Consider the following 26,953-nt stretch of genomic DNA (forward strand, 5'->3'; position numbering starts at 1 on the left):
TCAAATCAGTGCATGGGAGAAGCCCTTTTGACTACCTATACCGCATCGCTTGACACCGCCAGCCAAACCCTGGCTTGAAAATTGTACAAAAAATAACCAGCCCGCTCGATTGTCCCGCCTTCATCGCCGCCCACCGCCAGAATCCTCAAGACTTTACCCGCCGACGCCAGCTCACCTTCAAGAACCTCGTCCTGTTCCTGCTCAATCAGCCGCGCACGGCCCTGCAAACCGAACTCGATCAGTTCTATCGCGTACTCAATCAGGCGTCGACTGAGACGCAAATGGTCACTGCGCAGGCCTTCTGCAAAGCGCGCAAAAAGCTCAACCCCGAGGTATTTGAAAGTCTCAATCGCCTCCTGCAGCAACAAATTGACTGCTTCGGGCTGCGTCAGAAGTGGCGTGGGCTGAGGGTGCTCGCGGTGGATGGCTCGACCGTGCATTTACCCCTGGAGTCGACCATGGCGACCTTCTTTGGCAGTCACTCTGGCTTTCCCATGGCTCGCTTGTCCACACTCTACGAAGTCGCTGACGGTCAAACCTTGCATAGCCTGATCGTGCCCCTGACCGTCGGCGAGCGCGACTGTGCCCATCTGCACCTTGAGCACCTGCCGGCTGACAGCCTGACGCTGTTTGACCGTGGTTACCCTGGGCACTGGTTATTCGCGCTGTTCGCGCAGCAACAGCGGCACTTTCTGATGCGCCTGCCCTGTGGCTATAACGCCCAGGTCAAAGCGTTTCTACACTCTGGCCAAGTTGAAGACACACAGCTTTTCGTGGCCAACCATCCTGAAGCACGTCTGTTCTGCTCCGAGGCTGGCGTTGATCCTGCCAGCCAGATCGAGCTGAGACTGATCCGGGTCGAGTTGGCCAACGGCGAAAGCGAAGTATTGCTGACCTCGCTGCTGGATCGAGAAGCCTTTCCCGCTGAGGTGTTTGCCGAGCTTTACCACCGCCGCTGGGGCATCGAAACCGATTTCCGTCGCCTCAAACAAACCCTGACGCTGGACAACTTCAGCGGCCGCAGCGTGACCGCTGTAAAGCAGGACTTTCATGCCGCTCAACTGTTGAAGAACCTGGCGCTGTTGATGCAGCACCTGCTACAGCCGGTCATCGAACAGCGCCACAAAGGTCGCAAGCTGCGATGGAAAGTCAACTTCACCCAAGGCGTGTCACGGCTCAAAAATACCCTGGTCGAGCTGCTGGTGCGGCACTGTGCTCAGGGGCTGAGCAATGTGCTGGCCTTGATGGCTAAAAGCCTCAGTGCCGTACGCTCAGGCCGTAGCTTTGCGCGCCAACGCAAACGCGCAGCCAGCCGAGGTTGTGAGGGCTACAAACCGACGCGCTGAAGAAACACCACCGCCCAACCTCCGTGCAAAAAAGCTGGCCACAAGCGGTCGGCATAGGCTCGTCCGGAGAACGAGAAATCTCGCCTAGACAGCCGGAACAGACGATGATCACATCACCGCCAGCCCAGCTAGACCGCCTGATTGAGCGGCAGAGGCCTGGTCATCGCCCGACGGCCATGGCGGCTGGCTGCTTCGGGGGGCTTGCCTTGGGCAGGGCTGCAGCTTAGGTTGATGACATTGGCAGCAATACCGCCCCTGGCCAAGCCGAAACATCCATCCTGGATCAAGTCGTTGCTAGCAAAGTAGGTACCGCAACCTTCCAGAACGGTCTCACGCCATTGCAACTGGTAAAACACCTCAAGGTTGAGGCTGTCGGTGATACCGAAGTTGGCGAAGAGCAGTGGCACCGGGAGTAGAGCTTCCTTCAACTGAGAGCCCGGGCGGCGTAACGCGGCAAGATCCACTGGGTTGATCGAGTTGAGGCCATTCTGGAAGAACAACCCCTCGCCCCAGTTAATTACCTGATTACCGCCGCGTAAGTGCAACGGTCGCTCGCCGACTTCGAAGTCACCAAATACATAGGCATCCAGCAAGGCAACGCCTTGGAACTTGGCCAGATCGTCGAAGCCGCTATCGTTGAGCTTGGCACCCACCTGGTAACCATTGGCTGAATGGCCATGGTCGACCTCACGGTTGTTCAAGGTGTAGTCGTACCAGGCCTTACCGCGCAGAAAGACCCCATAATTACGCCAGTTCAACTCGGTTTCCGCCAATAGGGTGATCGGTGAAGACACCAAATTGCGCTTACGAAAATTCAGGCGGCCGTCATCACCGTTACGCGCACCTGAAGGGTTGAACTCACCAGCCGAGCCGTAGCCGATATGATCAGCATTACCCTGAAAAATCAGGTTTGAATCGGGTTTCTCAGCATTCCAGATTCCACCCACACTGATGCTACCGTTGGCGCGCCCCGTGATTTCACCTAATGCAAACTCACCCGCCTGAGCCTGCAGTGAAATCATGAGCGCTAGCGGGGTTATGCAAGCTGTCATCTTCAACAACAACGGATTAATCAGGCCGGACTCACTTCTTTCAAATCTCACGAAACAGCCTCCTATTTTTATTATATTTACTTCTATTTAATCGGCGATTATGGATATCGCACCAGATTAATTTGCTGCTTATAAAAACACGAATCAAACATATCTCTAGCGGCTGCCAATAGCATTATTACCAGCGAGCGCCAAATGCGTCATTTGAACACTTACCTGAAATAGCCATCACTAACCCCACAAGGTCTCACCGAAAATCCAGACACCATTAGAGCTATGTGACGAATTAAGTAATCGACAACTACCAACAGCTTTTTCATTTCAAATTAAAAATCTTTACGCGTAAAAAACAGCAATAAAAAACAAGCAACTTGAAAGCTTTAATTATCCACGAAAAAATTAAATTAATCGCCAGCCAGCCTAATCGCGACAGGGCTCTGGAAACATCAGGAACCCCGCCGACGACCAAGAAGCTATATTGTTTTAAGCCACTTAACGTTTCTCTACTTGGCAAGGAACTGCCGTCTCGAACGAAGAAACTGTGGTGTAGCGAGCACGCGGGAAGTAGTCGCCCATATCCTGCTGGATAGTTTCTTGCGACTTAATATTCTGCACTGCGTGTTTGAACTCACCACGGCCCAGCATGTTGCGCAGAACCAGGAAACTCAGATCCGGATCACCGGTACCGTCGCCCACATCCGCGATTGGCAACCAGGACACACCACACTCGTTGATTGCATTGCGTGGGCGGTCACTTTCGCGACTAAGTACCAAGGTGTAGTAGCCGTTAGCGTCCACCGGAATCTGCTCATCGAACAGACACTTATTGACCCGACCAGATGCGTAGCCCTGCTGAGAGCACCACGACCAGTAGCGCAGATCACCATCTTCAAACTTGGTGTTGCCGTTATAGGTCTTTGGCGTAGTTGGTGCTTTGGCGCGGATTACGAAAACCTCGCCGTGCTTACGGTTGATAAAGGTGCGCACATACTGGTTGTCGAGGTTGGCAAAGAAGGTCCCGTCTTTCTTATTGGTACCACTCGCCACTGTGTTGTCGCCGGTGTAAATGGCATAACGCGACATGCTTTCCGAACTCTTGCTCCAGGTCGGCGGGTTACTGGCCGGCATGGCCGGACCGCCACGCGCCTTGGCCACCTCCGTCAGTTTATTGAGGTACTCACGCGGGGTCGCCAGGGCTGCCTGATCAAACGACAATGGCTGGAAGCTACTCAAGCTGGCACAAACATCCTGTCCGCGCAGCTCCTTGCCATCAGCGAGAGTGAGTACCGGAGTTGGCAGACCGGAACCTGCTGTTTCGTCGGTATTTTTGTCCCCTGCGTAGATCCGATAAATCAGTTGCTGCTGGCCGTTTTCGGCTTGACCAGGCGCATGGATCTTGTCGCGGGTCTTGGCTTCTTGGTAAACGCCCCATGGAATAGGAGTGCTCAACGGCTCGCTAACCACTTCGATTTTATAGCCGCGCTGTTTACTGTTGCGGTCTGCACCGAAGAGATATGGGTTGCTAGCACCTGGCTTCGGCGCGATCAGGTAGTCGGCCACTGAGTCGAGAGGAGCACCCAAACGGTCATAGCTGATTAGGGACATATAGCGAGCATGCGGAAAACTGCCCTCTAAATGCAGCTTCGCGCCCTTCGGCACCGAGAAAGCTGCTCCCCAATAGAATGTTCCGGCGTCAGGGAAGGCGATGTTGATGTAGGGGTCACCACTGACCGGGCCGTAGCGCCAAAAACACGAACGAGGGCCTGGCATTGGATCCTTACCGATGGCAACACGCTGCTGGCCTTCCTCGAAGGCATTCGCCTGATCCCAGTTAGCCTGAGAAGGCGAGGCCGCCAGGATTAGAGTGGTCATCGCTAAAACTTGTGACGTTAGCCAAATATGAGGGCTTCAAGGTCATCTCCTTATCGGTGGATTCAAACCTTATTTTGGATACCGTATCCAGGCAGCGAAATAGTGTGGGCACCACAAGGGATAGGGCGGTTTTCTAGCGCGTATTTTTCTAATGTTGTCGCTTACAACTGCTGCGGACACACGCCTTGGCAAAGTATGTGGTGGTCGACCCTAAGGACTTGGGACCTGCTACCGAGGGCTGCTAGCTCTCCGCCGGCAACACCAGTCAGTTCCCCACGCATAGGCCACGCATGCCGCATTAGGATCATTAGGATCATTAGGATCATTAGGATCATTAGGATCGGGCGAACCCTGGGTGAGAAGAACGGCTCTAGGCAGCCACTCTGCTATGTCGACAGCCGGCCTAATAAATTAGCACCGCCCATTTACAGCGATAGCTGCACCTGTGATTGCACTAGCCTCCTGAGAGGCTAAAAATACGATCACATTAGCGACCTGCTCTGGCGTAACCCAGCGGGTGGCATCCGCATCAGGCATATCGAGGCGGTTCTGCGGGGTATCGATGATCGATGGCATGATCGCATTGACCGTGATGCGCTGATCTTTCAACTCTTCGGCCAACGCCTCCGTAAGGCGCATCACCCCGGACTTTGCTGCAGCATAGGCCCCCATGCCTAGGCTGGCCTTACTGGCCGCTCCGGCTGCAATGTTGATAATGCGCCCGGCTTCGGCTTTCTTCAGGTGTGTCAGCGCGGCCATGCTAGCCGTTGCGGCAGTGCGCACGTTCATTTGATACATCAAATCCCAGGTCGCAAGATCGCCGCCCTCGATGGTCTCCCAGCGAAAACCACCCGCCACGTTGATGAGCGCATCTAATCCTTGAAAATGCTGCTGCACCTGCTGCATTGCACAATTTGCCATGTGCAGATCGGTTAGATCGACCGCGCCGATAAGCAGTTTTTCAGAGCGCGCCGTGTCGGCCAGGGGTCGCGGCACGCTGGCCTGATCAATCAGGGCCACCCGCCAACCATTGGCCGCGAACGCCTCGCCTACCGCTATACCTAGACAACCGAATCCACCGCTAATTGCGACTACTTTACTCACGCTTATTCTCCTTGAAGTGGACTACACCAGGGCTGCACTGAGCACTGAGCCCCGGCACGAGTGGTCAGCTAGGTTGCCACTATTGCCGTGCAGAACCTGTCGCCGAGCCGACAAGTGGGCACAGTCAAGAGTGCTAACTTGCCTGGTCGCTGAGTCGCTGAAAGCCATCAGCCGCTCAACTTTCTTGAGTCGAGAGAAAAGGATCGCGCGCAATGAATCTGATCGTGTTTGCCATACCGATTTTTTTAACCACCACCTTGCTGGAAGCATGGCTGGCGCACCGCCGCGGGCTAGCGGCGTATTCCATACCTGATGCCATCAGCAGCTACCAATATGGTCTATTGAGCCAGGTGGTTGGGGCGTTCACCAAGTTGGCGAAACTGGGCGTTTACACTCTGGTATTCGAAGCCTACCGCGCCACGACCTTGCCTAGCGATAGCCTGTGGGTATGGGTCGGAGCCCTTGTGGCCTACGACTTTTTCTACTACTGGCATCACCGTATGAACCATGAAATTGGCTTGCTGTGGGCCGGGCACGTATCGCATCACTCTTCCGAGTACTTCAACCTGGCAACAGCCATACGCCAGTCCTCGACGAGCGCACTTCTGGGCTGGATATTCTATCTACCGATGGCAGTGGCCGGTGTGCCGCCCAGCGTGTTTGCCGGGGTGTTGCTGATCGACTTGCTTTACCAGTACTGGGTGCATACCGAGGTAATTGGTCGTTTGGGCTGGCTTGATCGCATCTTCGTCACACCCTCAAACCATCGCGTCCATCATGGGCAAAATGACTACTGCATGGACACAAACTACGGGGGCATTCTGATTCTCTGGGATCGCCTATTCGGTACCTTCGCCGAGGAGCGCAAGGACGAGAAGGTCATCTACGGCGTGCGCACACCGTTGCAGAGCCTTAACCCATTCTGGGGCAACATGCATTACTACATTGAGCTCTGGCAGAAATCCAAAGCCACCCCGGGCTGGCGGGCTAAACTTGGCGTCTGGCTGGCACCACCTGGTGGCTGGCACGATGAGGCGAGCGAGCCTTACGAGCCGTCGCAGTTTAAGTATTACGATCCGTGTACACCCGATGCGGTCAAACGCTATGCGGTAGTGCATCAGGTGCTTGCAATGTTGTTCCTCATGCATTTTCTGACGCTACTCAACACCTTGCCGAAGACCTTACTGGCACTCTACGCCGCTGGCTTTGCCATTTCGGCAATCTCTCTCACGTCACTATTGGAAGGACGTGCCAATGCACGGCGTTTTGAGCAGTGCCGTGTCATAGGACTGGGCATTGCCTTTGCTGCTCTACCTGACTGGTTCGGTTTTAGTATGCCCATCGCACTCAAGCTGATGTTATTGGTTGTAATGCTAGGCAGCGCTGCATGGCTCAGCCGCACTTCCTTCAAACCTGCTGCTTTGTGGACTTCCCAATGAATGCCGATGCCATTTCCGACTTGATCTTGGCTGTGGTTGCCTTTTCCATTGCCTTTGTCCAGCTGCGCCAGCGCCCTGCTCTAGCCATTGGTTGCGGCCTGATCGGCCTGGCGGCAGCGATTGGTACACTGCATTACCAGTATGGTGAGTTGTTCGCCGGCCCACATCGCTTTACCGGCCTGGTTGCCGCCAGCGCAGGTTTCCCGCTGCTGGTCATTGCACTGCGCTGGCCAGATGACTCTGTTGCTCAGCGCATCACGGCCGCAGGGCGCTTCGCGCTCTTGGTTGGGAGCTTCGGGGTGGTGATTAGCGTGTCGGGATTTGACACCTGGCGCATGCTGGTGCCTCTTGGCTCTGTCTTGTTAATCTGTGCCACAGCCTTAGTGACGCGGCGGGTAATGCCACTCGGGGCGGCGCTAGTGTTCATCGTTAGTCTAGCGGCCGGTGCAACCGGTGAAGAGATGCTCGGACCGCTATCTGGCATCCAATGGCTGCACTACTTGCTGTCTTTAGCCCTGCTGCTGCTGCACCGGGATAGGGTGGTGCCGCTGTTAGCTGCGAGCCGTTAATTCGGCTTCCCCTGCATCCCATATCATGGGAAACTGTCGAATGTGGTTAAGACCCAACATCGATGTTTCCAAGGTTTCCAAATGCAAAACATAGATGACGCAGCCCATCAGACAATCTACCGCCTGCGCGAGGCAGATGACTGGTTCGCAAGCTTGCCGGGGGAAGTGCAAGACAAAATCATCCAGTCTTCCGTATTGCGCCACTATCGCAAAGGGCAGGTGATCACTGCCCAAGGCAGCCGACCGACTGCAGCCTCAGTAGTGCTTGAGGGGCGCGTGCGGGTTTCGCGGCTGCTATTCGAGGGTGAGGAGAAGCTTTATATGATTGGCGAGAGAGGATTTTGGTTCAACTTCCTCGCCCTGATTACAGGCGAAAAGGCCGATGTGGCTGTGATCGCCGATACCAATGTGCAATTACTAATGCTGCCTCTGCAGCAATTCGAGCGAATCCTTGAAGAGGAACCTCTCTATTGCAAGGCAATTACACTTTTTATTGCCAAGCGCTATGCCGCTTTTATGCGGCACTTTGCCGATGGCCAGATGATCGTGCCGCTGCAACGGCTGCGTACAGGTTTAGCAGAACTGTTGTTGCTGCAACCACCGGCAACAGGCTCTGAGGAAGTTATTTTGAATGTTTCTCAGGCGGATTTAGCCTCCATACTTGGTTCTTCCCGCCAGACTATCAACGGGCTGCTAAAACAACTGGAAAAGGCGGGACTGATTAAGATCGGTTTTCGGCATATTCGAGTAATTGATCCAGCTGGGCTTTCTGAGCACGCGGCTAACTGAGCCGGCACTAATCTCGATGTAATTTTCGCAGGGCCGAGTGCATCGCTGTTGATCATGAGTGGACTCACCACCTGACTTCATCAGTACCACCTGACCACAATGCTAGAGGTGAACCGGCCCTATCAATAGCCCCGGCTTTCCTAGAGACCTTTGGGCCTAATAACTGCCCCCGCACGAGGGCCGCTTGGTCACCAATCAAAGACTGCTTTTGGCCGGCAGCAGCCCGTCGTTGCCTGATGGATCCAACCCCTCCGCTGCTATAGTGCAGTCGGCTTCTGACGTTCAGTGCAGCCGTCTTCTGAAAACGACAGCTACCCCGGTTACGCGCTGGGAACCGACAGCGAGCTGCCCGAGCCGGTCATCCTGTGGGTGGCGAAGCAAGTCCAGGCCGAGCCGGCGAGCTGGGCAAAGTACGGCGAGCGCGACGTGACCCGTCGCGAGCATGCCCAGGAACTGCGCACCGACCTGCAACTGGCCCCGTTCGGCCTGTCCGACTTCCGCGCCCTGGTGCGCGAGCTAACCGAGCTGGCCCAGCAGACCGACAAAGGCTTGCTGCTGGCCGGTCAGGCCCTGGAGAGCCTACGGCAGAAACGACGCATCCTGCCGGCGCTGAGCGTGATTGACCGGGCCTGCTCGGAAGCCATTGCGCGAGCCAATCGGCGGGTCTACCGCGCCCTGGTCGAACCACTCACGGACTCGCATCGGGCCAAGCTGGACGAGCTGTTGAAGCTCAAGGCCGGCAGCAGCATCACCTGGTTGACCTGGCTGCGCCAGGCACCGCTGAAACCCAACTCTCGGCACATGCTGGAACACATCGAGCGGCTGAAGACATTTCAGTTGGTGGACTTGCCCGAAGGCCTGGGCCGGCACATCCACCAGAACCGCCTGCTCAAGCTGGCCCGCGAGGGTGGGCAGATGACGCCCAAAGACCTCGGTAAGTTCGAGCCGCAGCGCCGCTACGCGACCCTGGCCGCCGTGGTGCTGGAGAGCACCGCGACCGTGATCGATGAGCTGGTCGATCTGCATGACCGCATCCTGGTCAAGCTGTTCAGCGGCGCGAAGCACAAGCATCAGCAGCAGTTCCAGAAGCAGGGCAAGGCGATCAACGACAAGGTGCGCCTGTACTCCAGGATCGGCCAGGCGCTGCTGGAAGCGAAGGAAAGCGGCAGCGACCCCTATGCCGCCATCGAGGCGGTGATTCCCTGGGACGAGTTCACCGAGAGCGTCAGCGAGGCCGAGCTGCTGGCCGGGCCGGAAGGCTTCGACCACCTGCACCTGGTCGGCGAGAACTTCGCCACCCTGCGCCGTTACACGCCGGCCTTGCTGGAGGTGCTGGAACTGCGCGCCGCGCCGGCCGCGCAAGGCGTGCTGGCAGCCGTGCAGACCCTGCGTGAGATGAACGCCGACAACCTGCGCAAGGTGCCGGCCGATGCACCCACGGCCTTCATCAAGCCGCGCTGGAAGCCGCTGGTGATCACCCCGGAAGGCCTCGACCGGAAATTCTACGAAATCTGCGCCCTGTCCGAGCTGAAGAACGCCCTGCGCTCCGGCGACATCTGGGTCAAGGGCTCGCGGCAGTTCCGCGACTTCGACGACTACCTGCTGCCGGCCGAGAAGTTCGCCGCACTCAAGCGCGAGCAGGCCCTGCCCCTGGCGATCAACCCGAACAGCGACCAGTACCTGGAAGAGCGTTTGCAGCTGCTGGACGAGCAGTTGGCCACCGTCACCCGCCTGGCCAAGGACAACGAGCTGCCCGATGCCATCCTCACCGAGTCAGGGCTGAAAATCACCCCGCTGGATGCGGCGGTGCCGGATCGGGCGCAGGCGCTGATCGACCAAACCAGCCAGTTACTGCCGCGCATCAAGATCACCGAACTGCTGATGGACGTGGACGACTGGACGGGCTTCAGCCGCCACTTCACCCACTTGAAGGACGGGGCCGAGGCCAAAGACAGGACGTTGCTGCTGTCCGCAATCCTCGGTGATGCGATCAACCTCGGGCTGACCAAGATGGCCGAGTCGAGCCCCGGCCTGACCTACGCCAAGCTGTCCTGGCTGCAAGCCTGGCACATCCGCGACGAAACCTATTCGGCGGCCTTGGCCGAGCTGGTCAACCACCAGTATCGCCACGCCTTTGCCGCCCACTGGGGCGACGGCACGACCTCATCCTCCGATGGCCAGCGCTTCCGCGCGGGTGGCCGGGGCGAGAGCACCGGGCACGTCAACCCGAAGTACGGCAGCGAGCCGGGACGGCTGTTCTACACCCATATCTCCGACCAGTACGCGCCGTTCAGCACCCGCGTGGTGAATGTCGGCGTCCGCGATTCCACCTATGTGCTCGACGGCCTGCTGTACCACGAGTCCGACCTGCGGATCGAGGAGCACTACACCGACACGGCCGGCTTCACCGATCACGTCTTTGCCCTGATGCACCTGCTAGGCTTCCGCTTCGCGCCGCGCATCCGCGACCTCGGCGAAACCAAGCTGTACGTGCCGCAGGGCGTGCAAGCCTACCCGACGTTGCGCCCGCTGATCGGCGGCACCCTGAACATCAAGCACGTGCGTGCCCACTGGGACGACATCCTGCGCCTGGCCAGCTCGATCAAGCAGGGCACCGTCACCGCCTCGCTGATGCTGCGCAAGCTCGGCAGCTACCCGCGCCAGAACGGACTGGCCGTGGCCCTGCGCGAGCTGGGCCGGATCGAGCGCACGCTGTTCATCCTCGACTGGCTGCAAAGCGTCGAGCTGCGCCGTCGCGTGCATGCCGGCCTGAACAAGGGTGAAGCGCGCAACTCCCTGGCCAGGGCGGTGTTCTTCAACCGCCTCGGCGAAATCAGGGATCGGAGCTTCGAGCAGCAGCGCTACCGGGCCAGCGGCCTCAACCTGGTGACGGCGGCTATCGTGCTGTGGAACACAGTGTATCTGGAACGCGCCACCCAGGGGCTGGTCGAGGCTGGTAAGCCGGTGGACGGCGAGCTGCTGCAATACCTGTCGCCGCTGGGTTGGGAACACATCAACCTAACCGGCGATTACGTCTGGCGGCAGAGCCGCCGGCTTGAAGACGGGAAGTTCAGGCCGCTACGGTTGCCCGGAAAACCTTAGCGTACGATTTTTTCCGTTTTCTCTATTCGCCCCTCGAAGGCTTCTAACGACCGCGATCGCCAAACATCTTGTCCAACCTCAAAAAGCCGAACGGGTTATGCCCCAGCGATGAGAATCCCATGACCAAATCTATTGCCACCGCCTCGATCAACCGCGAAACCGCAGTCGCCCTCATCGACGCGGCGCTCGCTGCGGCCCGTGCCATCGGCATCCCGGCTGCCGTCGCCGTCGTCGACGCCACCGGTAACCTGCGCGCGTTCGAGCGCACCGACGATGCGCCGTTCCTTACCGTCGATGTTGCCATCGACAAGGCCTGGAGTTCCGCCTCGTTTGGGTTCCCGACCCATGTCTGGAACGACTATGTGACCAACGATCCAAAAGTGGCGCCGCTAGCCTATCGCCCTCGGATGGTCGCTGTCGGCGGCGGTTATCCGATTCTGGAGGATGGGAAGTTGATCGGCGGCATAGGCATCTCCGGAGGCAACTATCAGCAGGATCAGGATGCGTGCGTCGAGGCACTCATGAAAATCGGGTTCCAGTTGCCAGCCTGACGACTGTGAGGCCATCACCGGTGGTAATGGCCAACAGATCCAACCTTTGAGAGGCCTAATGATGGAAGCGTTCGTCGTCTTTACGCGGGAAGAAACCAGCGACCCACATGCACTCGCAACCTATTCTGCAGGCGTCGGACCATCGTTCGATGGTCACGACGTTACCTTTCTCGCCGCTTATGGCGCGATCCAGCATTTGGAGGGGCCGCCCATCGAAGGGGCCGTAATCTTGCGTTTCCCGACGATGCAGGCCGCTCGCGACTGGTATGACAGTCCCGCCTACCAAACCATCGCTGCTCATCGCTTTGCCGGTTCCCGTTACCGCGCCTTTATCATTGAAGGGCGGCGGTGACATACCGACAGAAGCACTTCGGCGCTGACCACGAGGTATCGGCGTGTGAACTCGCATCTTGGGAATCTGTGGGGGGGACCAAGACAGCGGCGCTAGGGGCTCATATCGTCGATCGGATCAGAGAGTTGCTCGGCGAGAATGGGTTATCTATTGCCGAGCTGACGGAGCGGAGCCGCCCTCTCCCAACGGATTGATTCAATCGTTGACGCTCCTCCTATCCGGATCCGGGTTTTCGCACGCTGATCAACAGAGTTACAGCGCGCAACGCCTGTAGTGGGCATCAGGGGATGGGTGGCAATCAGGATGATTGCCCACCTTCCAACGATTAACCTTGCTCAAGTTGCTTCACTAGTCGCTCCGCGTCGAGATGGAAGTCCGAGAAAACAATGCTACCGCCAGCGTCGATAACCGTAAACCACGGAGTTCCTCGTGTGCGGTAGTCTTCCATGAAGGTTGGAAACGGCGAGCCGGTCGGTTGCTCGTCGTGACCGAAAACGATAGGAAGCTCATACTTGAGCTGGTTCACGCGCAACTTCTCGAAGGTATTCTCATGCGTTCCTTCGAAGACGGTCTGGATCACTGCGAACCCCACGTCTTTTGAGCTCAACGCTGCATGCAACTTTTGTAGCGTCGGAAACCCATGCAAATGGCAACCTTGGCACCAATGCTGGAAGGCAAACAAGATTTTCGGGCCGGGCCCGATATCTGACAGTTTGAACGGCGCGATACTTTCCCCATCTTTGCCAATCCATTTTTGCACCCGCAGCTCAGGCGCTTGTCGTTCGATCTCGTTCATCTGATCCTCCAACCCCGATACAGAAGCTTAGTGGATGATCGCGCGTCGCGACGGTGCGCGAACGTCCGACCTTATTTTCCCTATTTCCTGAAGCCAGAATAGATCAGATCGACATTTCGTCCTTAATATACTCAAGCTGCCGGCGAGCGCGAACTGGGCAACCATGCGCTGGTGAGCCTTGAGCTTTGCACGCTGCCCATCCGTTTGAGAGCGAACCTGCAACTTCCGCTCCGCATACCGCAGATCAGCGTACGCAGCCTTGGGGTTATCTACCCTATAGCCATTGGGTATTGGGAATCATGCTGGCCTGACGCTATGTTCGATACGCGATTTTTTACGATGATAGAGCATCTGTATCTGATTTTTAGTCGATTGGCTTATTCGGCGGATGTGCGGGCAAATGCTTTACGCAGAGTACTGAAATGAAGGCCGGCTTCGGTCTGCCGTATCGAGCAAGAGGGGTCACTATGGTCACCAGAGGTTTCACCGGTCGCGGTTCAGGCGACCAGTCCGATCGGATTCCGCCAGGTCAGCATCTGGTGGAGGATTTCCCTGTTCTGTCGGCCGGCCCTACGCCGAGGGTAGAGCCCTCCGACTGGAAATTCACAGTCAAAATTGGTCCGAAGCCCGTCAAAACGTGGAATTGGGGCGAATTCAACACTCTACCAAAGACCCAGGTGACAAAGGATATTCACTGCGTCACCTCTTGGTCCAAACTGGATACCGTTTGGGAGGGTGTACTCATTGAAGACATCCTTGCAGATGCAGAGCTTGATCGGCCTACCGATTTCGTCTTGGCGCACTGCTACGATAATTATTCGACAAACGTCCCTCTGACGGATCTGCTTTCCGGGAAAGCGATGGTCGCCCTCAGTTATGCGGGCAAGCCACTTTCCCGCGATCATGGGGGGCCGGCGCGTCTTCTAGTGCCGCACCTTTACTTCTGGAAATCCGCCAAATGGGTGAATGCGCTGCAATTCACGACGCGTGACGAGGCCGGCTTTTGGGAGCTGCACGGCTATCACATCTACGGCGATCCGTGGCGCGAACAACGATACACCCATGACTGAAAACGAAGCGCAAGTCCGTTCGTGGCAATCATGCGTGATCGACGACATCATCCAGCAAACACCGAGTATCAAGAGCTTCTTCCTTCGGTTGAGCAAGCCGTTCGCGCACACCGCAGGTCAGCACGTCGATATCCGGCTGACCGCGCCCGACGGCTACAGTGCAATGCGCAGCTACTCGATCGCGTCATCGGCAGTTTCGACCCCGATCGTCGAGATAGCTATCGAGCGCATGCCGGATGCCGAAGTTTCGCCGTTTTTTCACGACATCGCGGCGATTGGTGACGAAATCGAAGTTCGCGGTCCGCTCGGTGGCCATTTCCTTTGGCCTGAGCCTGCCATAGATCCGGTTCTGTTGATCGGGGGAGGCTCCGGCCTCGTGCCGTTGATGGCAATGATCCGGCAGCGCCGCGCATTGGCCCAAGCCGTTCCGACAGCGTTGCTCCTGTCCGCACGAACCGCCGAGGACGTTCTCTTCTCAGAAGAACTTCATTGCATCGAAATCAGCGATCCGGCGTTCGTCCTGGCGCTCGCGATTACGCGCGAGAAACCGGTTCGCGCATCGGACTTTGCGCGACGGATCGACGGCATGATGGTCCAAGAAATTCTAACCAGGCTTCAGGGAAAGCCGACGCAAGTGTTCGTCTGCGGGTCTAACGGATTCGTCAACATCGCAACCGATAGCGCGCTGCTGGCGGGCTTGGACGCCTCCATCATCAAGACGGAGCGCTACGGGGGCTAGCGGCGCGAGCTATCTCACGTCGCGCCGATCGTAGACGTGCGCCCTGGGAAGCTTTGGCGATCAACGTGAACCGTTTTGCCGAACACAGTCTTCGTACCCCCCGGCCTCTAGAACGCCTTCGCTCGCGATACCTGGCTCGACATCAAGCTCAATTTGAAAGTTCCTGCACTATCCGTCGTCCTGATATGCTCGACCAGCATGATGGGCGATTCGAGCGGGACCGCTTCCGTCCCAATCGAGGCTCGGTTACCTTAGAGCATCGGCTCGGCGCTACAGGAGGCGCGTGCGGCCTCTGCCTGGCGGTGAAAGCACTTTGGGCCATGTCGCCTGGATAGCGGCCAATCGTCAGCATCTGCTCCGATGTCGGCCAAGGTGCAGTCGCCATCTTTGAACGCCGCGAATTGGAGATCAACGCCATGACAGCGATCCGCGTGCAACTGCCGGAGATGCAATATGACAACTGATGTATTGCTGTACACCACGAATTGGTGCCCGTTCTGCCGCCGAGCGAAGGCGCTCCTCAAGGAAAAGGGCGTGCGATGGAAGGAGCTCGATATTGAGGCGGATCCGGCTCACCGGCAGGCCATGGCGGAAGCGTCGGGGCGAAGCTCCGTGCCGCAGATCTTCATCAATGGCACCCTTATCGGTGGCTCCGATGAGCTATTCGCGCTCGATGTCAGAGGCGAGCTCGACAAACTTCTCGGGCGCAACCCGCCTGCCACCTGAGGAGGTGCGGCTTGGGGCAGCCAGCCCGCGAGCCTTCGCCGGTTGATGAATACAAAAGGAGAGTCCGTTGGTCTCAGCCATCTGGAAAGACACTACTATCGCCACAAGCGACGAAACAGTCATCGTCGAGGGAAATCACTACTTCCCACCGTCAGGAGTCGACCTGAGCCTGCTTGAGATGAGCCCGCACACATCTGTCTGTCCGATCAAAGGCGCCGCGCGCTTCTTTCATGTTCGCGCGGGTGACGCGCTCAACGTGAACGCCGCTTGGACCTATCCCGCCCCCACTCCGGATGCCGAGGGTATCCGGGATTACATCGCTTTCTGGAAAGGCGTGGACGTTGCCTAGCAGACTGGACGGACGACTTCGCTGATAGCCATGCGGGCGCCGACATCTCAATTATCCTGCCCACCCCGGGCCTCGTCGGCTGCAGGAATCTGCCCGGCACCTTAGCGCGACCCGGCACTGGCGGTCTCGCACCCGCCGCGCCTCTGTTCTATCAATAAGGATGGATGACATGGAGCATTCCGAGTTCGATGCCGCTTTCGCGAAGCTTGCGGAGGGATACAGAGAAGGGACTTATGAAGGCCGGCGTTTCAGCTTGATCGTCCGGCGATCTGGGGACGGACGTCGCAACAGTCTGTTCGCCAGGGAGTTGGACGGGACTGACATTGTCAGCTTCAACCTCTTCCGCGTTACATCAGATAGGACATTGTTGAAGCCGTGCGAAATGTCCGCCGAAAAGGTCGTAGCGTTCGTGCTGGAGTTCCGACCGGACACCTGACGGGCAGAAGAAGATCCCGGCCAACCGGCGCGCCTGCGACGGCCGGCTATCTAAGGCTGCGCAAGCCTATAGCCGCAGCTCATTGCACTTCGTCTGGCGAGGAATTCAACATCGATACGTCGCCATCCGCGGGGATATCGGTACAGGCGCCCGTGTAAGCCAGATTGAGAAATCCTAAGCGATGACTAACACCAATGACGCCACCCTTCCGACACATTCTATTCTTGAGGAATGCACAGCGATGGCTGTCGTCAACGCTCTGAAGATTATTCTGAAGAACAGCTACGCGATCTACCTTAAGACAAAAAATGCCACTCGGGCGCATCCCGCCCCTACTTCAGGGACTTTCACTTGCTTCTCGCTCTGTCACTCACAGCATCGGCACGCCCATGACGCATGGTATCCAGGCCTCATAATTTTCCCATATAACCTTCTTGTCTTTTGCGCACCCAGAAAGACTCGAGGCTTTAACTGGACAGATGAGCCCTCGAGGGTAGTGTTCACCTGATTGGCTTTCTCATATCTGATGTTGATTCGCACAGTGTGCCAACCAGGTGATAGTTTCAAAAAACCTGCGCTTCAGAGCGAATTAGACGATCTTCGATAAGAGCGATCCGCCTCAAAATCCAAAACATCTAACATTGTCCTAGAGCCATATTTGTACCTAGTACTATGGCGCTCCCATTAACACATTTGATGATGCACAGAAAACTTAGCTCATGATAGCTTTCAGCTAACAGCTATTCGGAAGCCCGAAAGGATTCAACCGTTTAAGCGTGAACCGTCGATTATAAATACTTTCGTAAGTTAGCTTTAAAGGACGCTTTTAGTCCTTGTAAATACGCATTACGACTCCACAGCTACCAAATCCATACGGCGCCAGCAACCATTAAAACACCCGACACTACTAAAACAATAGTAGAGGCGCGATTGCTGCCTTTCAAAGTATGACCAACACCCACATCCATAACTAGGTGTCGAATTCCGGCTACGAGATGATAAATAAATGAAGAGTATACCAACCAGAAACTAACTTTGCCGAAAGGTGAAGAAAAAATCTCCTTGACTTCATTAAAACCCTTTTCTGACTCCAACGATTTGCTCAGCATATACAGTATCAGTCCCAGAAAAATAAAGAGCATAATTCCTGAAATCCGGTGCAGAATCGATGTAAGCGCCGTGAGAGGAAGCTGAATGGTTCGAATATCAAGATTAACCGGCCGCTTTTTATTCATTTTGACTCCAGTCAACAATTCTAGTGGGGGATTTCAGTTTTCGATCTCATTCATCATAGCAGCTGTAACTAAGGCTGGCGGCGACAATAATGGAGATATTCGGGGCTTACGTTGCATTTTGAGGTCGCAAGTGCATGTGCGTAAATTGAAGCAAATTGCAAGGTTATGCCCAATAGGTAGCTAGCTTATTAATTTAACAAAAGTGACGTGTGTCGTTCTGCAGGGCATGCTGTTCCCCCAATGTCATCAACCTAAGCTGCAGCCCTGCCCAAGGCAAGCCCCCCGAAGCAGCCAGCCGCCATGGCCGTCGGGCGATGACCAGGCCTCTGCCGCTCAATCAGGCGGTCTAGCTGGGCTGGCGGTGATGTGATCATCGTCTGTTCCGGCTGTCTAGGCGAGATTTCTCGTTCTCCGGACGAGCCTATGCCGACCGCTTGTGGCCAGCTTTTTTGCACGGAGGTTGGGCGGTGGTGTTTCTTCAGCGCGTCGGTTTGTAGCCCTCACAACCTCGGCTGGCTGCGCGTTTGCGTTGGCGCGCAAAGCTACGGCCTGAGCGTACGGCACTGAGGCTTTTAGCCATCAAGGCCAGCACATTGCTCAGCCCCTGAGCACAGTGCCGCACCAGCAGCTCGACCAGGGTATTTTTGAGCCGTGACACGCCTTGGGTGAAGTTGACTTTCCATCGCAGCTTGCGACCTTTGTGGCGCTGTTCGATGACCGGCTGTAGCAGGTGCTGCATCAACAGCGCCAGGTTCTTCAACAGTTGAGCGGCATGAAAGTCCTGCTTTACAGCGGTCACGCTGCGGCCGCTGAAGTTGTCCAGCGTCAGGGTTTGTTTGAGGCGACGGAAATCGGTTTCGATGCCCCAGCGGCGGTGGTAAAGCTCGGCAAACACCTCAGCGGGAAAGGCTTCTCGATCCAGCAGCGAGGTCAGCAATACTTCGCTTTCGCCGTTGGCCAACTCGACCCGGATCAGTCTCAGCTCGATCTGGCTGGCAGGATCAACGCCAGCCTCGGAGCAGAACAGACGTGCTTCAGGATGGTTGGCCACGAAAAGCTGTGTGTCTTCAACTTGGCCAGAGTGTAGAAACGCTTTGACCTGGGCGTTATAGCCACAGGGCAGGCGCATCAGAAAGTGCCGCTGTTGCTGCGCGAACAGCGCGAATAACCAGTGCCCAGGGTAACCACGGTCAAACAGCGTCAGGCTGTCAGCCGGCAGGTGCTCAAGGTGCAGATGGGCACAGTCGCGCTCGCCGACGGTCAGGGGCACGATCAGGCTATGCAAGGTTTGACCGTCAGCGACTTCGTAGAGTGTGGACAAGCGAGCCATGGGAAAGCCAGAGTGACTGCCAAAGAAGGTCGCCATGGTCGACTCCAGGGGTAAATGCACGGTCGAGCCATCCACCGCGAGCACCCTCAGCCCACGCCACTTCTGACGCAGCCCGAAGCAGTCAATTTGTTGCTGCAGGAGGCGATTGAGACTTTCAAATACCTCGGGGTTGAGCTTTTTGCGCGCTTTGCAGAAGGCCTGCGCAGTGACCATTTGCGTCTCAGTCGACGCCTGATTGAGTACGCGATAGAACTGATCGAGTTCGGTTTGCAGGGCCGTGCGCGGCTGATTGAGCAGGAACAGGACGAGGTTCTTGAAGGTGAGCTGGCGTCGGCGGGTAAAGTCTTGAGGATTCTGGCGGTGGGCGGCGATGAAGGCGGGACAATCGAGCGGGCTGGTTATTTTTTGTACAATTTTCAAGCCAGGGTTTGGCTGGCGGTGTCAAGCGATGCGGTATAGGTAGTCAAAAGGGCTTCTCCCATGCACTGATTTGAGCGCTAATTATATGATATTTATGGATAATTTCCAAAGTTGATGACATTGGCTGTTCCCCAACCCTGGAAAACCTATCCTCTTTAACACGTCAAAGTCGATTGATAGGCTTGCTGCAACAGCTATCTGCCCGGTTGAAGTCGAAGATCGATGTATCTGTAGGGTTTGGAAATAAATGCGGGCGCCCACCGCACTCACGGCTCAGTTACCATTCTTTGTGCATCGCGGCCGCGCGGCTAGTTGGTAGCTGTTCTAAGCCTAGTCAGTGCCGCCCTTCGCCCCAAGCCCCATAGTCAGATTTGAGAAATGACAGTAGGCGATGCCGCAACGCGCTTCATCGACCTATGTAAAACGACTCCTTTATCGAAATAGTGCACTCATCGCTCTCCACGGCGATCCCTTCATCGCGAATTGCACCGCCCAAGACGATCTGCACTGAAATCAATACTTTCTGATGCCTCTTGATTAGAGATGCCAGCCATAATCATCTCATCGCCAACGCATACGGCGTTCGGCAGCCAACACACTCTCACTCACTACTGGAAGCTCAGACATGAAAACCATAGGCATTGAAAACTCGAAGTCCAGCGTACAGGCCCACTTAACGCTTGGAACCAAAACTATGGGGCTAGGTATCTATGGCGCGTACTTGGCTCTCGCTATTATTTACTTCTGGTTCGGCGGCATGAAATTTACCCACTACGAGGCCGAGGGCCTGGTTCCACTGGTGAGCAACAGCCCGCTTTTGGGATGGGTGTATAGCATTTTTTCGGTCGACATGTTCTCCAGCCTGCTCGGCATACTAGAGATTTCGATCGGCACTCTGATCGCAGGCCGCATGCTGTCGCCCAAACTATCCGTGGTAGGAGGCGCTCTGTCTGCAGGCCTGTTCTTCACAACCCTTAGCTTTATGTTTTCCACTCCGGGCGTCATTGAGCCTAGTTTAGGGTTTCCGGCGATTTCCGTTGCGCCAGGTCAGTTTCTGCTTAAAGACTTAGGGTTGCTTGCTGTTTCGATATTTGTGGCAGGCCATTCGCTGGTTGAACTGGAAAAACGTAAAATTAATGCATAATTTTTTCAATGGCTTAAGGCAGTAATGCCTTAGGCCTTTTTGCCATCATTTTCCCCCGCCAGATCTTTCAACCAGTCACGAGGGCTCAACCCCGTCTTGCGTCTAAATGCGCGAGACAGCGCCGAAGGACTTTCGTAGCCGACTTGAGCTGCAATCAGCGTAATCGAGCGCCCTTCTCGCATCAGCTTCTGAGCCAGGCTAACTCGCCAACTCAACAAATAATCAGCAGGCGTCTGTCCGATGACACTCTTGAAATGCACGGCATACGCAGCGCGTGACATATTTGACTCACTGGCCAGCTCTGCTATTGACCAGGCATGTTCCGGGGAGTTGTGCATCTGTAAAAGCGATCGGGCAAGCCGCATGTCGGCCAGTCCAGCCATCATTCCGGTGCGCAACTGGTGATGATCGAGCAGGTAACGGAGCAACAGAATGATTAGGAGCTCAAATAAGCGCTCAAGCGCGGCTTCCCTTCCACAATGCACATTTGCCGCCTCGGCAAACATCCACTCCAACGTGTCTGCCAGCATGGGCAGATCATCGAGTGCGAGCACCAAACAGTCCGGTAATGAAGCCGACAAAGGATTATCAATTCCGCCCTCAAACTCCATGGAAGCACACAACAACTTTGCGCCATCGGACTCACCCGCAAACAATTGATGCTTGGCGGGGCGTGGCATAAAAATCAAGCTAGGGCGAGTGAGCTGCAAATCCTTGCGATCGGGACCAAGCAACGTCACGCTGCCGGCCTGAAGCAGATGGATATAACCTCGCCGCTCGGCGCCATCGTAAGATGCAGAGCCGCATAGGTCGCCGTCATAGAACAGATTGGCCCGCACGCCGAACCGCGAGAGCAAATTAGACAAACGATCCATTGGCCGATCCTTGACGAGTCAGAACGCACAGACCATACCATCTGCGTTGTCGTTCAGTGCCTGTAGCGAACATGCCGGCGTAAATCAGCCAACGGATAAAGTGATCACTGAGCAGCTCAGCCTCCCTTTCCAGTTCGGCTGTTAAAAAAACAACACCGTTGTTTGAAAGCACCAGCAAATCAAGTGCTCACTCTTCTATTTTACAGTACCTGGCAACAGCACTTTGCGGTGCAGTCGATCAGATATCCGGAAGGTTGATCGTAAGCTTCAGCCTAGCGCTCTTCGAATTTAATGTCGTCGAGCTTCGGCCCAACCATTCCCCAATGTCATCAACCTAAGCTGCAGCCCTGCCCAAGGCAAGCCCCCCGAAGCAGCCAGCCGCCATGGCCGTCGGGCGATGACCAGGCCTCTGCCGCTCAATCAGGCGGTCTAGCTGGGCTGGCGGTGATGTGATCATCGTCTGTTCCGGCTGTCTAGGCGAGATTTCTCGTTCTCCGGACGAGCCTATGCCGACCGCTTGTGGCCAGCTTTTTTGCACGGAGGTTGGGCGGTGGTGTTTCTTCAGCGCGTCGGTTTGTAGCCCTCACAACCTCGGCTGGCTGCGCGTTTGCGTTGGCGCGCAAAGCTACGGCCTGAGCGTACGGCACTGAGGCTTTTAGCCATCAAGGCCAGCACATTGCTCAGCCCCTGAGCACAGTGCCGCACCAGCAGCTCGACCAGGGTATTTTTGAGCCGTGACACGCCTTGGGTGAAGTTGACTTTCCATCGCAGCTTGCGACCTTTGTGGCGCTGTTCGATGACCGGCTGTAGCAGGTGCTGCATCAACAGCGCCAGGTTCTTCAACAGTTGAGCGGCATGAAAGTCCTGCTTTACAGCGGTCACGCTGCGGCCGCTGAAGTTGTCCAGCGTCAGGGTTTGTTTGAGGCGACGGAAATCGGTTTCGATGCCCCAGCGGCGGTGGTAAAGCTCGGCAAACACCTCAGCGGGAAAGGCTTCTCGATCCAGCAGCGAGGTCAGCAATACTTCGCTTTCGCCGTTGGCCAACTCGACCCGGATCAGTCTCAGCTCGATCTGGCTGGCAGGATCAACGCCAGCCTCGGAGCAGAACAGACGTGCTTCAGGATGGTTGGCCACGAAAAGCTGTGTGTCTTCAACTTGGCCAGAGTGTAGAAACGCTTTGACCTGGGCGTTATAGCCACAGGGCAGGCGCATCAGAAAGTGCCGCTGTTGCTGCGCGAACAGCGCGAATAACCAGTGCCCAGGGTAACCACGGTCAAACAGCGTCAGGCTGTCAGCCGGCAGGTGCTCAAGGTGCAGATGGGCACAGTCGCGCTCGCCGACGGTCAGGGGCACGATCAGGCTATGCAAGGTTTGACCGTCAGCGACTTCGTAGAGTGTGGACAAGCGAGCCATGGGAAAGCCAGAGTGACTGCCAAAGAAGGTCGCCATGGTCGACTCCAGGGGTAAATGCACGGTCGAGCCATCCACCGCGAGCACCCTCAGCCCACGCCACTTCTGACGCAGCCCGAAGCAGTCAATTTGTTGCTGCAGGAGGCGATTGAGACTTTCAAATACCTCGGGGTTGAGCTTTTTGCGCGCTTTGCAGAAGGCCTGCGCAGTGACCATTTGCGTCTCAGTCGACGCCTGATTGAGTACGCGATAGAACTGATCGAGTTCGGTTTGCAGGGCCGTGCGCGGCTGATTGAGCAGGAACAGGACGAGGTTCTTGAAGGTGAGCTGGCGTCGGCGGGTAAAGTCTTGAGGATTCTGGCGGTGGGCGGCGATGAAGGCGGGACAATCGAGCGGGCTGGTTATTTTTTGTACAATTTTCAAGCCAGGGTTTGGCTGGCGGTGTCAAGCGATGCGGTATAGGTAGTCAAAAGGGCTTCTCCCATGCACTGATTTGAGCGCTAATTATATGATATTTATGGATAATTTCCAAAGTTGATGACATTGAACCATTCCCCCGACCTACTCTTCCCTCCCCTAGAGACCCTAGCAGTCACTTGAATCGCGGCTGTCTGCGATAAGGTGTTGCTGGTAACTATTGCATCAGCGCCTGAAAACTCCACCTCGGCCGGCAGACTTGAGACCTTAAGTCGTATGGTAGCGAGAGGTACCTTGGAGCCCGATAGCGTCTGTACGAAAACGAACACACTGTCATCCAAAGCGACCTTTTCGAAAATTTCCGGGGAAATGTCCACCCGTACCTTGAGCGGTGTTGGTGGCAAGCCAGCAACATGGTTAATCGTCAAATTGTTGTTTTTTTCATCCGCTGAAAGACCGTTTCTTGCCTTTCCAATGGCCTGTACTAAAGCAGCGTGTGACGGATGGTCGGAACCCATCTCTGCTAATGCGTGATGCCAATATTTTAAAGCATCTTGGTAACGATGCTCTTCAAACGCAGCCAGACCTATGAGACTCAAGCTCTGGAGCTCACCCGGATTTCCATTTAAAGCTTCATCTGTCAGCGCCTTGATTGGCGGAGACCACATTTTGTTGTTAGAGAAATACAATGCTTTAGCCCACTCGCCTAATAACTCCGGTCGGCGACCGGCCAGTGACACCGTTCGTTCGAACATTCTAGCGGCATCGTCGGGCCTCCCTTGAGCCATGTAGTTTTGGGCCAGGTTATAAGCGTTCTCAGCTGACTCCGGTTGGGCGTTAACCGCGCGTTCCAGACGGTCGTTCATTTGCGCGAGTGAACCGGGAGGCTGGGCGAACTCACGAACCAGCTCGACTTTGTCGCTGGCGCCAAAATGCAGGTACAGCGCGAGCCCCAGCGCCGGTATCAAGAAAGCCACGAATACTGGTAGCGGCTTGCCTGTAGTCGAAAAACGTTCGAGGCCAGCTCCTTCGGTGTCCGCCAGCAATTCGCGGTCCGCCTCAGAGCGGGCACTGTTTTTTTGCGCAGGAGACATCACTCCGTCCCCTTGCTGAAGCTGTAGCTCCGCCAGGCGTTCCTGATACAGCGCCACGTAAAAAGCGGTGCGATCTTCTTCGCTTTGGGCACGACGTACAAACAACACAGGGATTAGCACGAAACTGAGGGCAACCAGCAACAGCAGGCCGACCCATAGCCAGAAATCAATCATTAGATTCTTTACCCAATAGGAGGAGGAGCCGTTGATGTTGCCGCTGACCGAAAACTGACCCAGTAGAGGCTGTTCTGCCGACTGAAAACTGACCCAGGTGTTCAACTGCTTCTGCTCAATTTTTGAGCAGGAGAACACAGGGTGATCAGTATGGAAATGATGGGCAAAATTCGCCGGATGTATTTCCGCGACAAGCTGTCGCTGCATGAGATAGCCAAGCGCACCGGGTTGGCGCGCAACACGATTCGCAAGTGGGTCAGAGCACCTGAGGCCAAGCCGCCGGTCTACCAACGCCGCGCGATCTTCAACAAACTCAGCCCTTTTCACGCCACGCTGGAGCAGGCGCTAAAAGCCGATTCGCTGCGGCCCAAGCAACAGCGGCGCAGTGCCAAGGCGCTGTTGGCGCAAATCAAAGCCGAAGGTTATGACGGTGGCTACAGCCAGCTCACCGCGTTTATCCGTGCCTGGCGAGGGGGACAGGGCAAGGCGTCGCAGGCCTTTGTGCCGCTGACCTTTGCTCTTGGCGAGGCGTTTCAGTTTGACTGGAGCGAGGAAGGCTTGCTGGTCGGCGGCATTTACCGGCGTATGCAGGTGGCACATCTGAAGCCGTGTGCCAGCCGTGCGTTCTGGCTTGTGGCGTATCCGAGCCAGGGCCATGAGATGTTATTTGACGCCCATACACGCTCGTTCGGCTCCTTGGGCGGCGTGCCGCGCCGGGGCATCTACGACAACATGAAGACCGCCGTCGACAAGGTCAATAAGGGCAAAGGCCGGGCGGTGAATGCGCGCTTTGCGGTGATGTGCGCGCATTACCTGTTCGATCCGGACTTCTGCAACGTCGCCGCTGGTTGGGAAAAGGGCATCGTTGAAAAGAACGTGCAAGACAGCCGCAGGCGTATCTGGCTAGACGCCCAGGACTGCCAGTTTCACTCCTTCGAGGAACTCAATGCCTGGCTGGGCCAGCGCTGCCGCGCGCTTTGGAACGAGCTGACGCACCCTCAATACAGCGGGCTGAGTGTGGCCGAAGTGCTGGAGTTGGAGCGCGCTGAACTGATGCCTGTGCCAGCGCCATTCGACGGTTACGTCGAGCGGCCTGCGCGGGTCTCCAGCACCTGCCTGGTCAGCGTCGGGCGCAACCGCTACTCGGTGCCGTGTGAGTATGCGGGTAAGTGGGTCAGCAGCCGTTTGTATCCGACGCGAATCGAGGTGGTGGCTGACGACGCGCTGATCGCCAGCCATGTCCGCTTGCTGGATCGCGACCAGGTCAGCTATGACTGGCAGCACTACCTCCCGCTGATCGAACGCAAGCCCGGTGCGCTGCGCAACGGCGCGCCCTTTGCTGATCTGCCGGCGCCGCTGCGTCAGCTTAAGCACGGTCTGGGGCGTCATGCCGGCGGTGACCGGATCATGGCGCAAGTTCTGGCTGCCGTACCGGTCGCCGGGCTCGATGCGGTGCTGGTGGCTGTTGAGCTGGTACTGGAAAGCGGCAGCCTGAGCGCCGAACACATCCTCAATGTCGTGGCGCGCCTGGCCGCGACCGAACCACCACCCAGCGTCGAAACCCACTTGTCGCTCAAGGAAGCCCCCGTCGCTAACACGGCGCGCTACGACCGCCTGCGTGGCCAGACCGAGGAGATCGGTCATGCGTGATTTGATGGCGGAACTCAAGGAGCTGCGCCTGCACGGCATGGCCACGGCCTGGGCGGAGTTGACTGCGCAGGGTGAGTCGAACACAGCCTCGTCCAAGTGGCTGCTCGAACACCTGCTGGAACAAGAGCACACAGATCGCGCCATGCGCTCGGTGAGCCACCAGATGAACATGGCCAAGCTGCCGATGCACCGCGACCTGGCCGGCTTCGACTTCAGCGCCTCCAGCGCAGACGCTCGTTTGATCAGCGAACTGGCCAGTCTGGCCTTTACCGACACCGCGCAGAACGTGGTGCTGATCGGTGGGCCTGGCACCGGTAAAACCCACCTGGCCACTGCGCTGGCCGTGTCCGGCATCACCCGGCACGGCAAGCGCGTGCGCTTCTACTCCACGGTCGATCTGGTCAATCTGCTGGAGCGCGAAAAGCACGACGGCAAAGCCGGGCGGATCGCCCAAGCTCTGCTGCGCATGGATCTGGTCATCCTCGACGAACTGGGTTATCTGCCCTTCAGCCAGGCCGGCGGTGCGTTGCTGTTTCACCTGCTATCCAAGCTGTACGAACACACCAGCGTGGTGATCACCACCAACCTGAGCTTCGCCGAATGGTCGAGCGTGTTCGGCGACGCCAAGATGACCACCGCCCTGCTGGATCGGCTGACCCACCACTGCCACATCGTCGAAACCGGTAACGAGTCCTATCGCCTGCAACACAGTAGCTTGGCGGCCCAGGCCAAGATCAAATCACGGGAGCGAAAGCGTAAGGGCGGCCAGGAACCGGAGGACGATGAGCCGTTCTGATTTCATGGCGACGACGGCCTGCTACATGGCTGCGTGTGGCAGGTCTTAAACAACTGAACTGGGCTAGCGAAGGAGTGGGGGCAACAGCAGCTGCGCTGGTAGACTTATCCACAGTT

The 26,953-nt window shown here is 56.7% G+C and carries 23 protein-coding genes and 1 pseudogene; 15 read left to right on the forward strand and 9 right to left on the reverse strand.

Translation table 11 applies throughout. The features are described 5' to 3' along the window. Positions 1-74 precede the first annotated feature (74 nt). Positions 75-1,346, forward strand: a complete 1,272-nt coding sequence (locus tag GTQ41_RS23845) for an IS4-like element ISPa1635 family transposase (protein WP_004423958.1) — start codon at positions 75-77, stop codon at positions 1,344-1,346. A gap of 128 nt (positions 1,347-1,474) precedes the next feature. On the opposite strand, the gene GTQ41_RS23850 is transcribed toward GTQ41_RS23845, so the two are convergent. From GTQ41_RS23850 to GTQ41_RS23860, 3 genes are all read right to left on the reverse strand, one after another. Further along, positions 1,475-2,449: a DUF1302 domain-containing protein gene (locus GTQ41_RS23850; protein WP_254369338.1), complete on the reverse strand. Its 975-nt coding sequence runs from the start codon at positions 2,447-2,449 to the stop codon at positions 1,475-1,477. A 441-nt stretch (positions 2,450-2,890) separates the two neighbouring features. Next, positions 2,891-4,270 (reverse strand): hypothetical protein, encoded by a 1,380-nt coding sequence (locus tag GTQ41_RS23855; protein WP_024014384.1) that lies wholly within the window; start codon positions 4,268-4,270, stop codon positions 2,891-2,893. Positions 4,271-4,681: 411 nt separating this feature from the next. Then, positions 4,682-5,374, reverse strand: coding sequence for an SDR family NAD(P)-dependent oxidoreductase (locus GTQ41_RS23860; RefSeq protein WP_021219117.1), 693 nt, complete (start codon positions 5,372-5,374; stop codon positions 4,682-4,684). A gap of 212 nt (positions 5,375-5,586) precedes the next feature. Here GTQ41_RS23860 and GTQ41_RS23865 point away from each other — a divergent pair, with 212 nt between their 5' ends. The 6 genes and pseudogenes from GTQ41_RS23865 to GTQ41_RS23890 all read left to right on the forward strand — a co-directional run bounded on the left by GTQ41_RS23865 (position 5,587) and on the right by GTQ41_RS23890 (position 12,176). Then, the gene (locus GTQ41_RS23865) at positions 5,587-6,813 is read left to right on the forward strand and encodes a sterol desaturase family protein (protein WP_003090706.1); all 1,227 of its coding nucleotides are present in this window, start codon (positions 5,587-5,589) and stop codon (positions 6,811-6,813) included. Next, positions 6,810-7,382 carry a hypothetical protein gene (locus GTQ41_RS23870; RefSeq protein WP_021219115.1) on the forward strand — a complete coding sequence of 191 codons (573 nt, stop codon included), beginning with the start codon at positions 6,810-6,812 and terminating at the stop codon, positions 7,380-7,382. Before GTQ41_RS23865 ends, GTQ41_RS23870 begins: the two co-directional genes overlap by 4 nt. Before the next feature lie 81 nt (positions 7,383-7,463). Next, the gene (locus GTQ41_RS23875) at positions 7,464-8,171 is read left to right on the forward strand and encodes a Crp/Fnr family transcriptional regulator (protein ID WP_003090707.1); all 708 of its coding nucleotides are present in this window, start codon (positions 7,464-7,466) and stop codon (positions 8,169-8,171) included. Positions 8,172-8,483: 312 nt separating this feature from the next. Next, positions 8,484-11,273: pseudogene (locus GTQ41_RS23880) on the forward strand (Tn3-like element TnAs1 family transposase); the annotation flags it as partial. A 119-nt stretch (positions 11,274-11,392) separates the two neighbouring features. Continuing rightward, positions 11,393-11,824, forward strand: coding sequence for a heme-binding protein (locus tag GTQ41_RS23885; RefSeq protein WP_005006001.1), 432 nt, complete (start codon positions 11,393-11,395; stop codon positions 11,822-11,824). Positions 11,825-11,882: 58 nt separating this feature from the next. Beyond that, positions 11,883-12,176 carry a DUF1330 domain-containing protein gene (locus tag GTQ41_RS23890; protein ID WP_003464978.1) on the forward strand — a complete coding sequence of 98 codons (294 nt, stop codon included), beginning with the start codon at positions 11,883-11,885 and terminating at the stop codon, positions 12,174-12,176. Positions 12,177-12,501: 325 nt separating this feature from the next. Here the strand turns inward: GTQ41_RS23890 and GTQ41_RS23895 are convergent, their stop codons facing one another. Beyond that, on the reverse strand, positions 12,502-12,972 hold the full coding sequence (locus GTQ41_RS23895; protein ID WP_003464979.1) for a hypothetical protein: 471 nt from the start codon (positions 12,970-12,972) through the stop codon (positions 12,502-12,504). Between the two features lie 467 nt (positions 12,973-13,439). Here GTQ41_RS23895 and GTQ41_RS23900 point away from each other — a divergent pair, with 467 nt between their 5' ends. The 5 genes from GTQ41_RS23900 (at position 13,440) to GTQ41_RS23920 (ending at position 16,292) form a co-directional block, all read left to right on the forward strand. After that, positions 13,440-14,042 (forward strand): sulfite oxidase-like oxidoreductase, encoded by a 603-nt coding sequence (locus GTQ41_RS23900; protein WP_003464980.1) that lies wholly within the window; start codon positions 13,440-13,442, stop codon positions 14,040-14,042. After that, positions 14,035-14,781: a ferredoxin reductase gene (locus tag GTQ41_RS23905; protein WP_002118292.1), complete on the forward strand. Its 747-nt coding sequence runs from the start codon at positions 14,035-14,037 to the stop codon at positions 14,779-14,781. The genes GTQ41_RS23900 and GTQ41_RS23905 overlap by 8 nt, the downstream gene beginning before the upstream one ends. A 453-nt stretch (positions 14,782-15,234) precedes the next feature. Continuing rightward, a complete protein-coding gene (gene grxC / locus GTQ41_RS23910) occupies positions 15,235-15,507 on the forward strand; it encodes a glutaredoxin 3 (RefSeq protein WP_005005995.1) in 273 nt (90 codons plus the stop codon). A gap of 67 nt (positions 15,508-15,574) precedes the next feature. Beyond that, the gene (locus GTQ41_RS23915; RefSeq protein ID WP_003464986.1) at positions 15,575-15,856 is read left to right on the forward strand and encodes a DUF427 domain-containing protein; all 282 of its coding nucleotides are present in this window, start codon (positions 15,575-15,577) and stop codon (positions 15,854-15,856) included. 169 nt (positions 15,857-16,025) lie between these two features. Then, the gene (locus GTQ41_RS23920) at positions 16,026-16,292 is read left to right on the forward strand and encodes a hypothetical protein (RefSeq protein ID WP_003464988.1); all 267 of its coding nucleotides are present in this window, start codon (positions 16,026-16,028) and stop codon (positions 16,290-16,292) included. An 860-nt stretch (positions 16,293-17,152) separates the two neighbouring features. Here the strand turns inward: GTQ41_RS23920 and sdhC are convergent. Both sdhC and GTQ41_RS23930 read right to left on the reverse strand, forming a co-directional pair. After that, positions 17,153-17,527, reverse strand: coding sequence for a succinate dehydrogenase, cytochrome b556 subunit (gene sdhC, locus GTQ41_RS23925; protein ID WP_005005993.1), 375 nt, complete (start codon positions 17,525-17,527; stop codon positions 17,153-17,155). A 478-nt stretch (positions 17,528-18,005) separates the two neighbouring features. Further along, the gene (locus tag GTQ41_RS23930) at positions 18,006-19,277 is read right to left on the reverse strand and encodes an IS4-like element ISPa1635 family transposase (protein ID WP_004423958.1); all 1,272 of its coding nucleotides are present in this window, start codon (positions 19,275-19,277) and stop codon (positions 18,006-18,008) included. A 625-nt stretch (positions 19,278-19,902) separates the two neighbouring features. Here GTQ41_RS23930 and GTQ41_RS23935 point away from each other — a divergent pair. Beyond that, positions 19,903-20,421, forward strand: coding sequence for a YkgB family protein (locus GTQ41_RS23935; RefSeq protein WP_003464991.1), 519 nt, complete (start codon positions 19,903-19,905; stop codon positions 20,419-20,421). 29 nt (positions 20,422-20,450) lie between these two features. Here GTQ41_RS23935 and GTQ41_RS23940 read toward each other — a convergent pair whose 3' ends face one another. The 3 genes from GTQ41_RS23940 to ccmI all read right to left on the reverse strand — a co-directional run bounded on the left by GTQ41_RS23940 (position 20,451) and on the right by ccmI (position 24,496). After that, positions 20,451-21,296: an AraC family transcriptional regulator gene (locus GTQ41_RS23940; RefSeq protein ID WP_003464995.1), complete on the reverse strand. Its 846-nt coding sequence runs from the start codon at positions 21,294-21,296 to the stop codon at positions 20,451-20,453. 561 nt (positions 21,297-21,857) lie between these two features. Further along, entirely contained in the window at positions 21,858-23,129 is a 1,272-nt protein-coding gene (locus GTQ41_RS23945) for an IS4-like element ISPa1635 family transposase (protein WP_004423958.1), read from the reverse strand. Positions 23,130-23,221: 92 nt separating this feature from the next. After that, positions 23,222-24,496, reverse strand: a complete 1,275-nt coding sequence (gene ccmI / locus GTQ41_RS23950; RefSeq protein WP_254369339.1) for a c-type cytochrome biogenesis protein CcmI — start codon at positions 24,494-24,496, stop codon at positions 23,222-23,224. Between the two features lie 45 nt (positions 24,497-24,541). On the opposite strand from ccmI, the gene istA reads away from it, so the two are divergent. Together istA and istB are read left to right on the forward strand one after the other, a co-directional pair. Beyond that, entirely contained in the window at positions 24,542-26,041 is a 1,500-nt protein-coding gene (gene istA, locus GTQ41_RS23955; protein ID WP_193829279.1) for an IS21-like element ISPst3 family transposase, read from the forward strand. Next, entirely contained in the window at positions 26,034-26,837 is an 804-nt protein-coding gene (gene istB, locus GTQ41_RS23960; RefSeq protein ID WP_010454871.1) for an IS21-like element ISPst3 family helper ATPase IstB, read from the forward strand. The genes istA and istB overlap by 8 nt, the downstream gene beginning before the upstream one ends. Positions 26,838-26,953: the final 116 nt, after the last annotated feature.

Origin of the sequence: Pseudomonas sp. AN-B15 (assembly GCF_019056475.1) — a bacterium.
GTDB lineage: Bacteria > Pseudomonadota > Gammaproteobacteria > Pseudomonadales > Pseudomonadaceae > Aquipseudomonas > Aquipseudomonas parakoreensis.

Bases quoted from the DNA above. Each gene is read 5' to 3' on its own strand.
- GTQ41_RS23855 (WP_024014384.1), bottom strand. From the start codon at position 4,270: ATGACCACTCTAATCCTGGCGGCCTCGCCTTCTCAGGCTAACTGGGAT.
- GTQ41_RS23900 (WP_003464980.1), top strand. From the start codon at position 13,440: ATGGTCACCAGAGGTTTCACCGGTCGCGGTTCAGGCGACCAGTCCGAT.
- istB (WP_010454871.1), top strand. From the start codon at position 26,034: ATGCGTGATTTGATGGCGGAACTCAAGGAGCTGCGCCTGCACGGCATG.
- GTQ41_RS23875 (WP_003090707.1), top strand. From the start codon at position 7,464: ATGCAAAACATAGATGACGCAGCCCATCAGACAATCTACCGCCTGCGC.
- GTQ41_RS23935 (WP_003464991.1), top strand. From the start codon at position 19,903: ATGAAAACCATAGGCATTGAAAACTCGAAGTCCAGCGTACAGGCCCAC.
- GTQ41_RS23890 (WP_003464978.1), top strand. From the start codon at position 11,883: ATGATGGAAGCGTTCGTCGTCTTTACGCGGGAAGAAACCAGCGACCCA.
- sdhC (WP_005005993.1), bottom strand. From the start codon at position 17,527: ATGAATAAAAAGCGGCCGGTTAATCTTGATATTCGAACCATTCAGCTT.
- GTQ41_RS23895 (WP_003464979.1), bottom strand. From the start codon at position 12,972: ATGAACGAGATCGAACGACAAGCGCCTGAGCTGCGGGTGCAAAAATGG.
- GTQ41_RS23870 (WP_021219115.1), top strand. From the start codon at position 6,810: ATGAATGCCGATGCCATTTCCGACTTGATCTTGGCTGTGGTTGCCTTT.
- GTQ41_RS23885 (WP_005006001.1), top strand. From the start codon at position 11,393: ATGACCAAATCTATTGCCACCGCCTCGATCAACCGCGAAACCGCAGTC.
- GTQ41_RS23905 (WP_002118292.1), top strand. From the start codon at position 14,035: ATGACTGAAAACGAAGCGCAAGTCCGTTCGTGGCAATCATGCGTGATC.
- istA (WP_193829279.1), top strand. From the start codon at position 24,542: ATGGAAATGATGGGCAAAATTCGCCGGATGTATTTCCGCGACAAGCTG.
- grxC (WP_005005995.1), top strand. From the start codon at position 15,235: ATGACAACTGATGTATTGCTGTACACCACGAATTGGTGCCCGTTCTGC.
- GTQ41_RS23865 (WP_003090706.1), top strand. From the start codon at position 5,587: ATGAATCTGATCGTGTTTGCCATACCGATTTTTTTAACCACCACCTTG.
- GTQ41_RS23920 (WP_003464988.1), top strand. From the start codon at position 16,026: ATGGAGCATTCCGAGTTCGATGCCGCTTTCGCGAAGCTTGCGGAGGGA.
- GTQ41_RS23940 (WP_003464995.1), bottom strand. From the start codon at position 21,296: ATGGATCGTTTGTCTAATTTGCTCTCGCGGTTCGGCGTGCGGGCCAAT.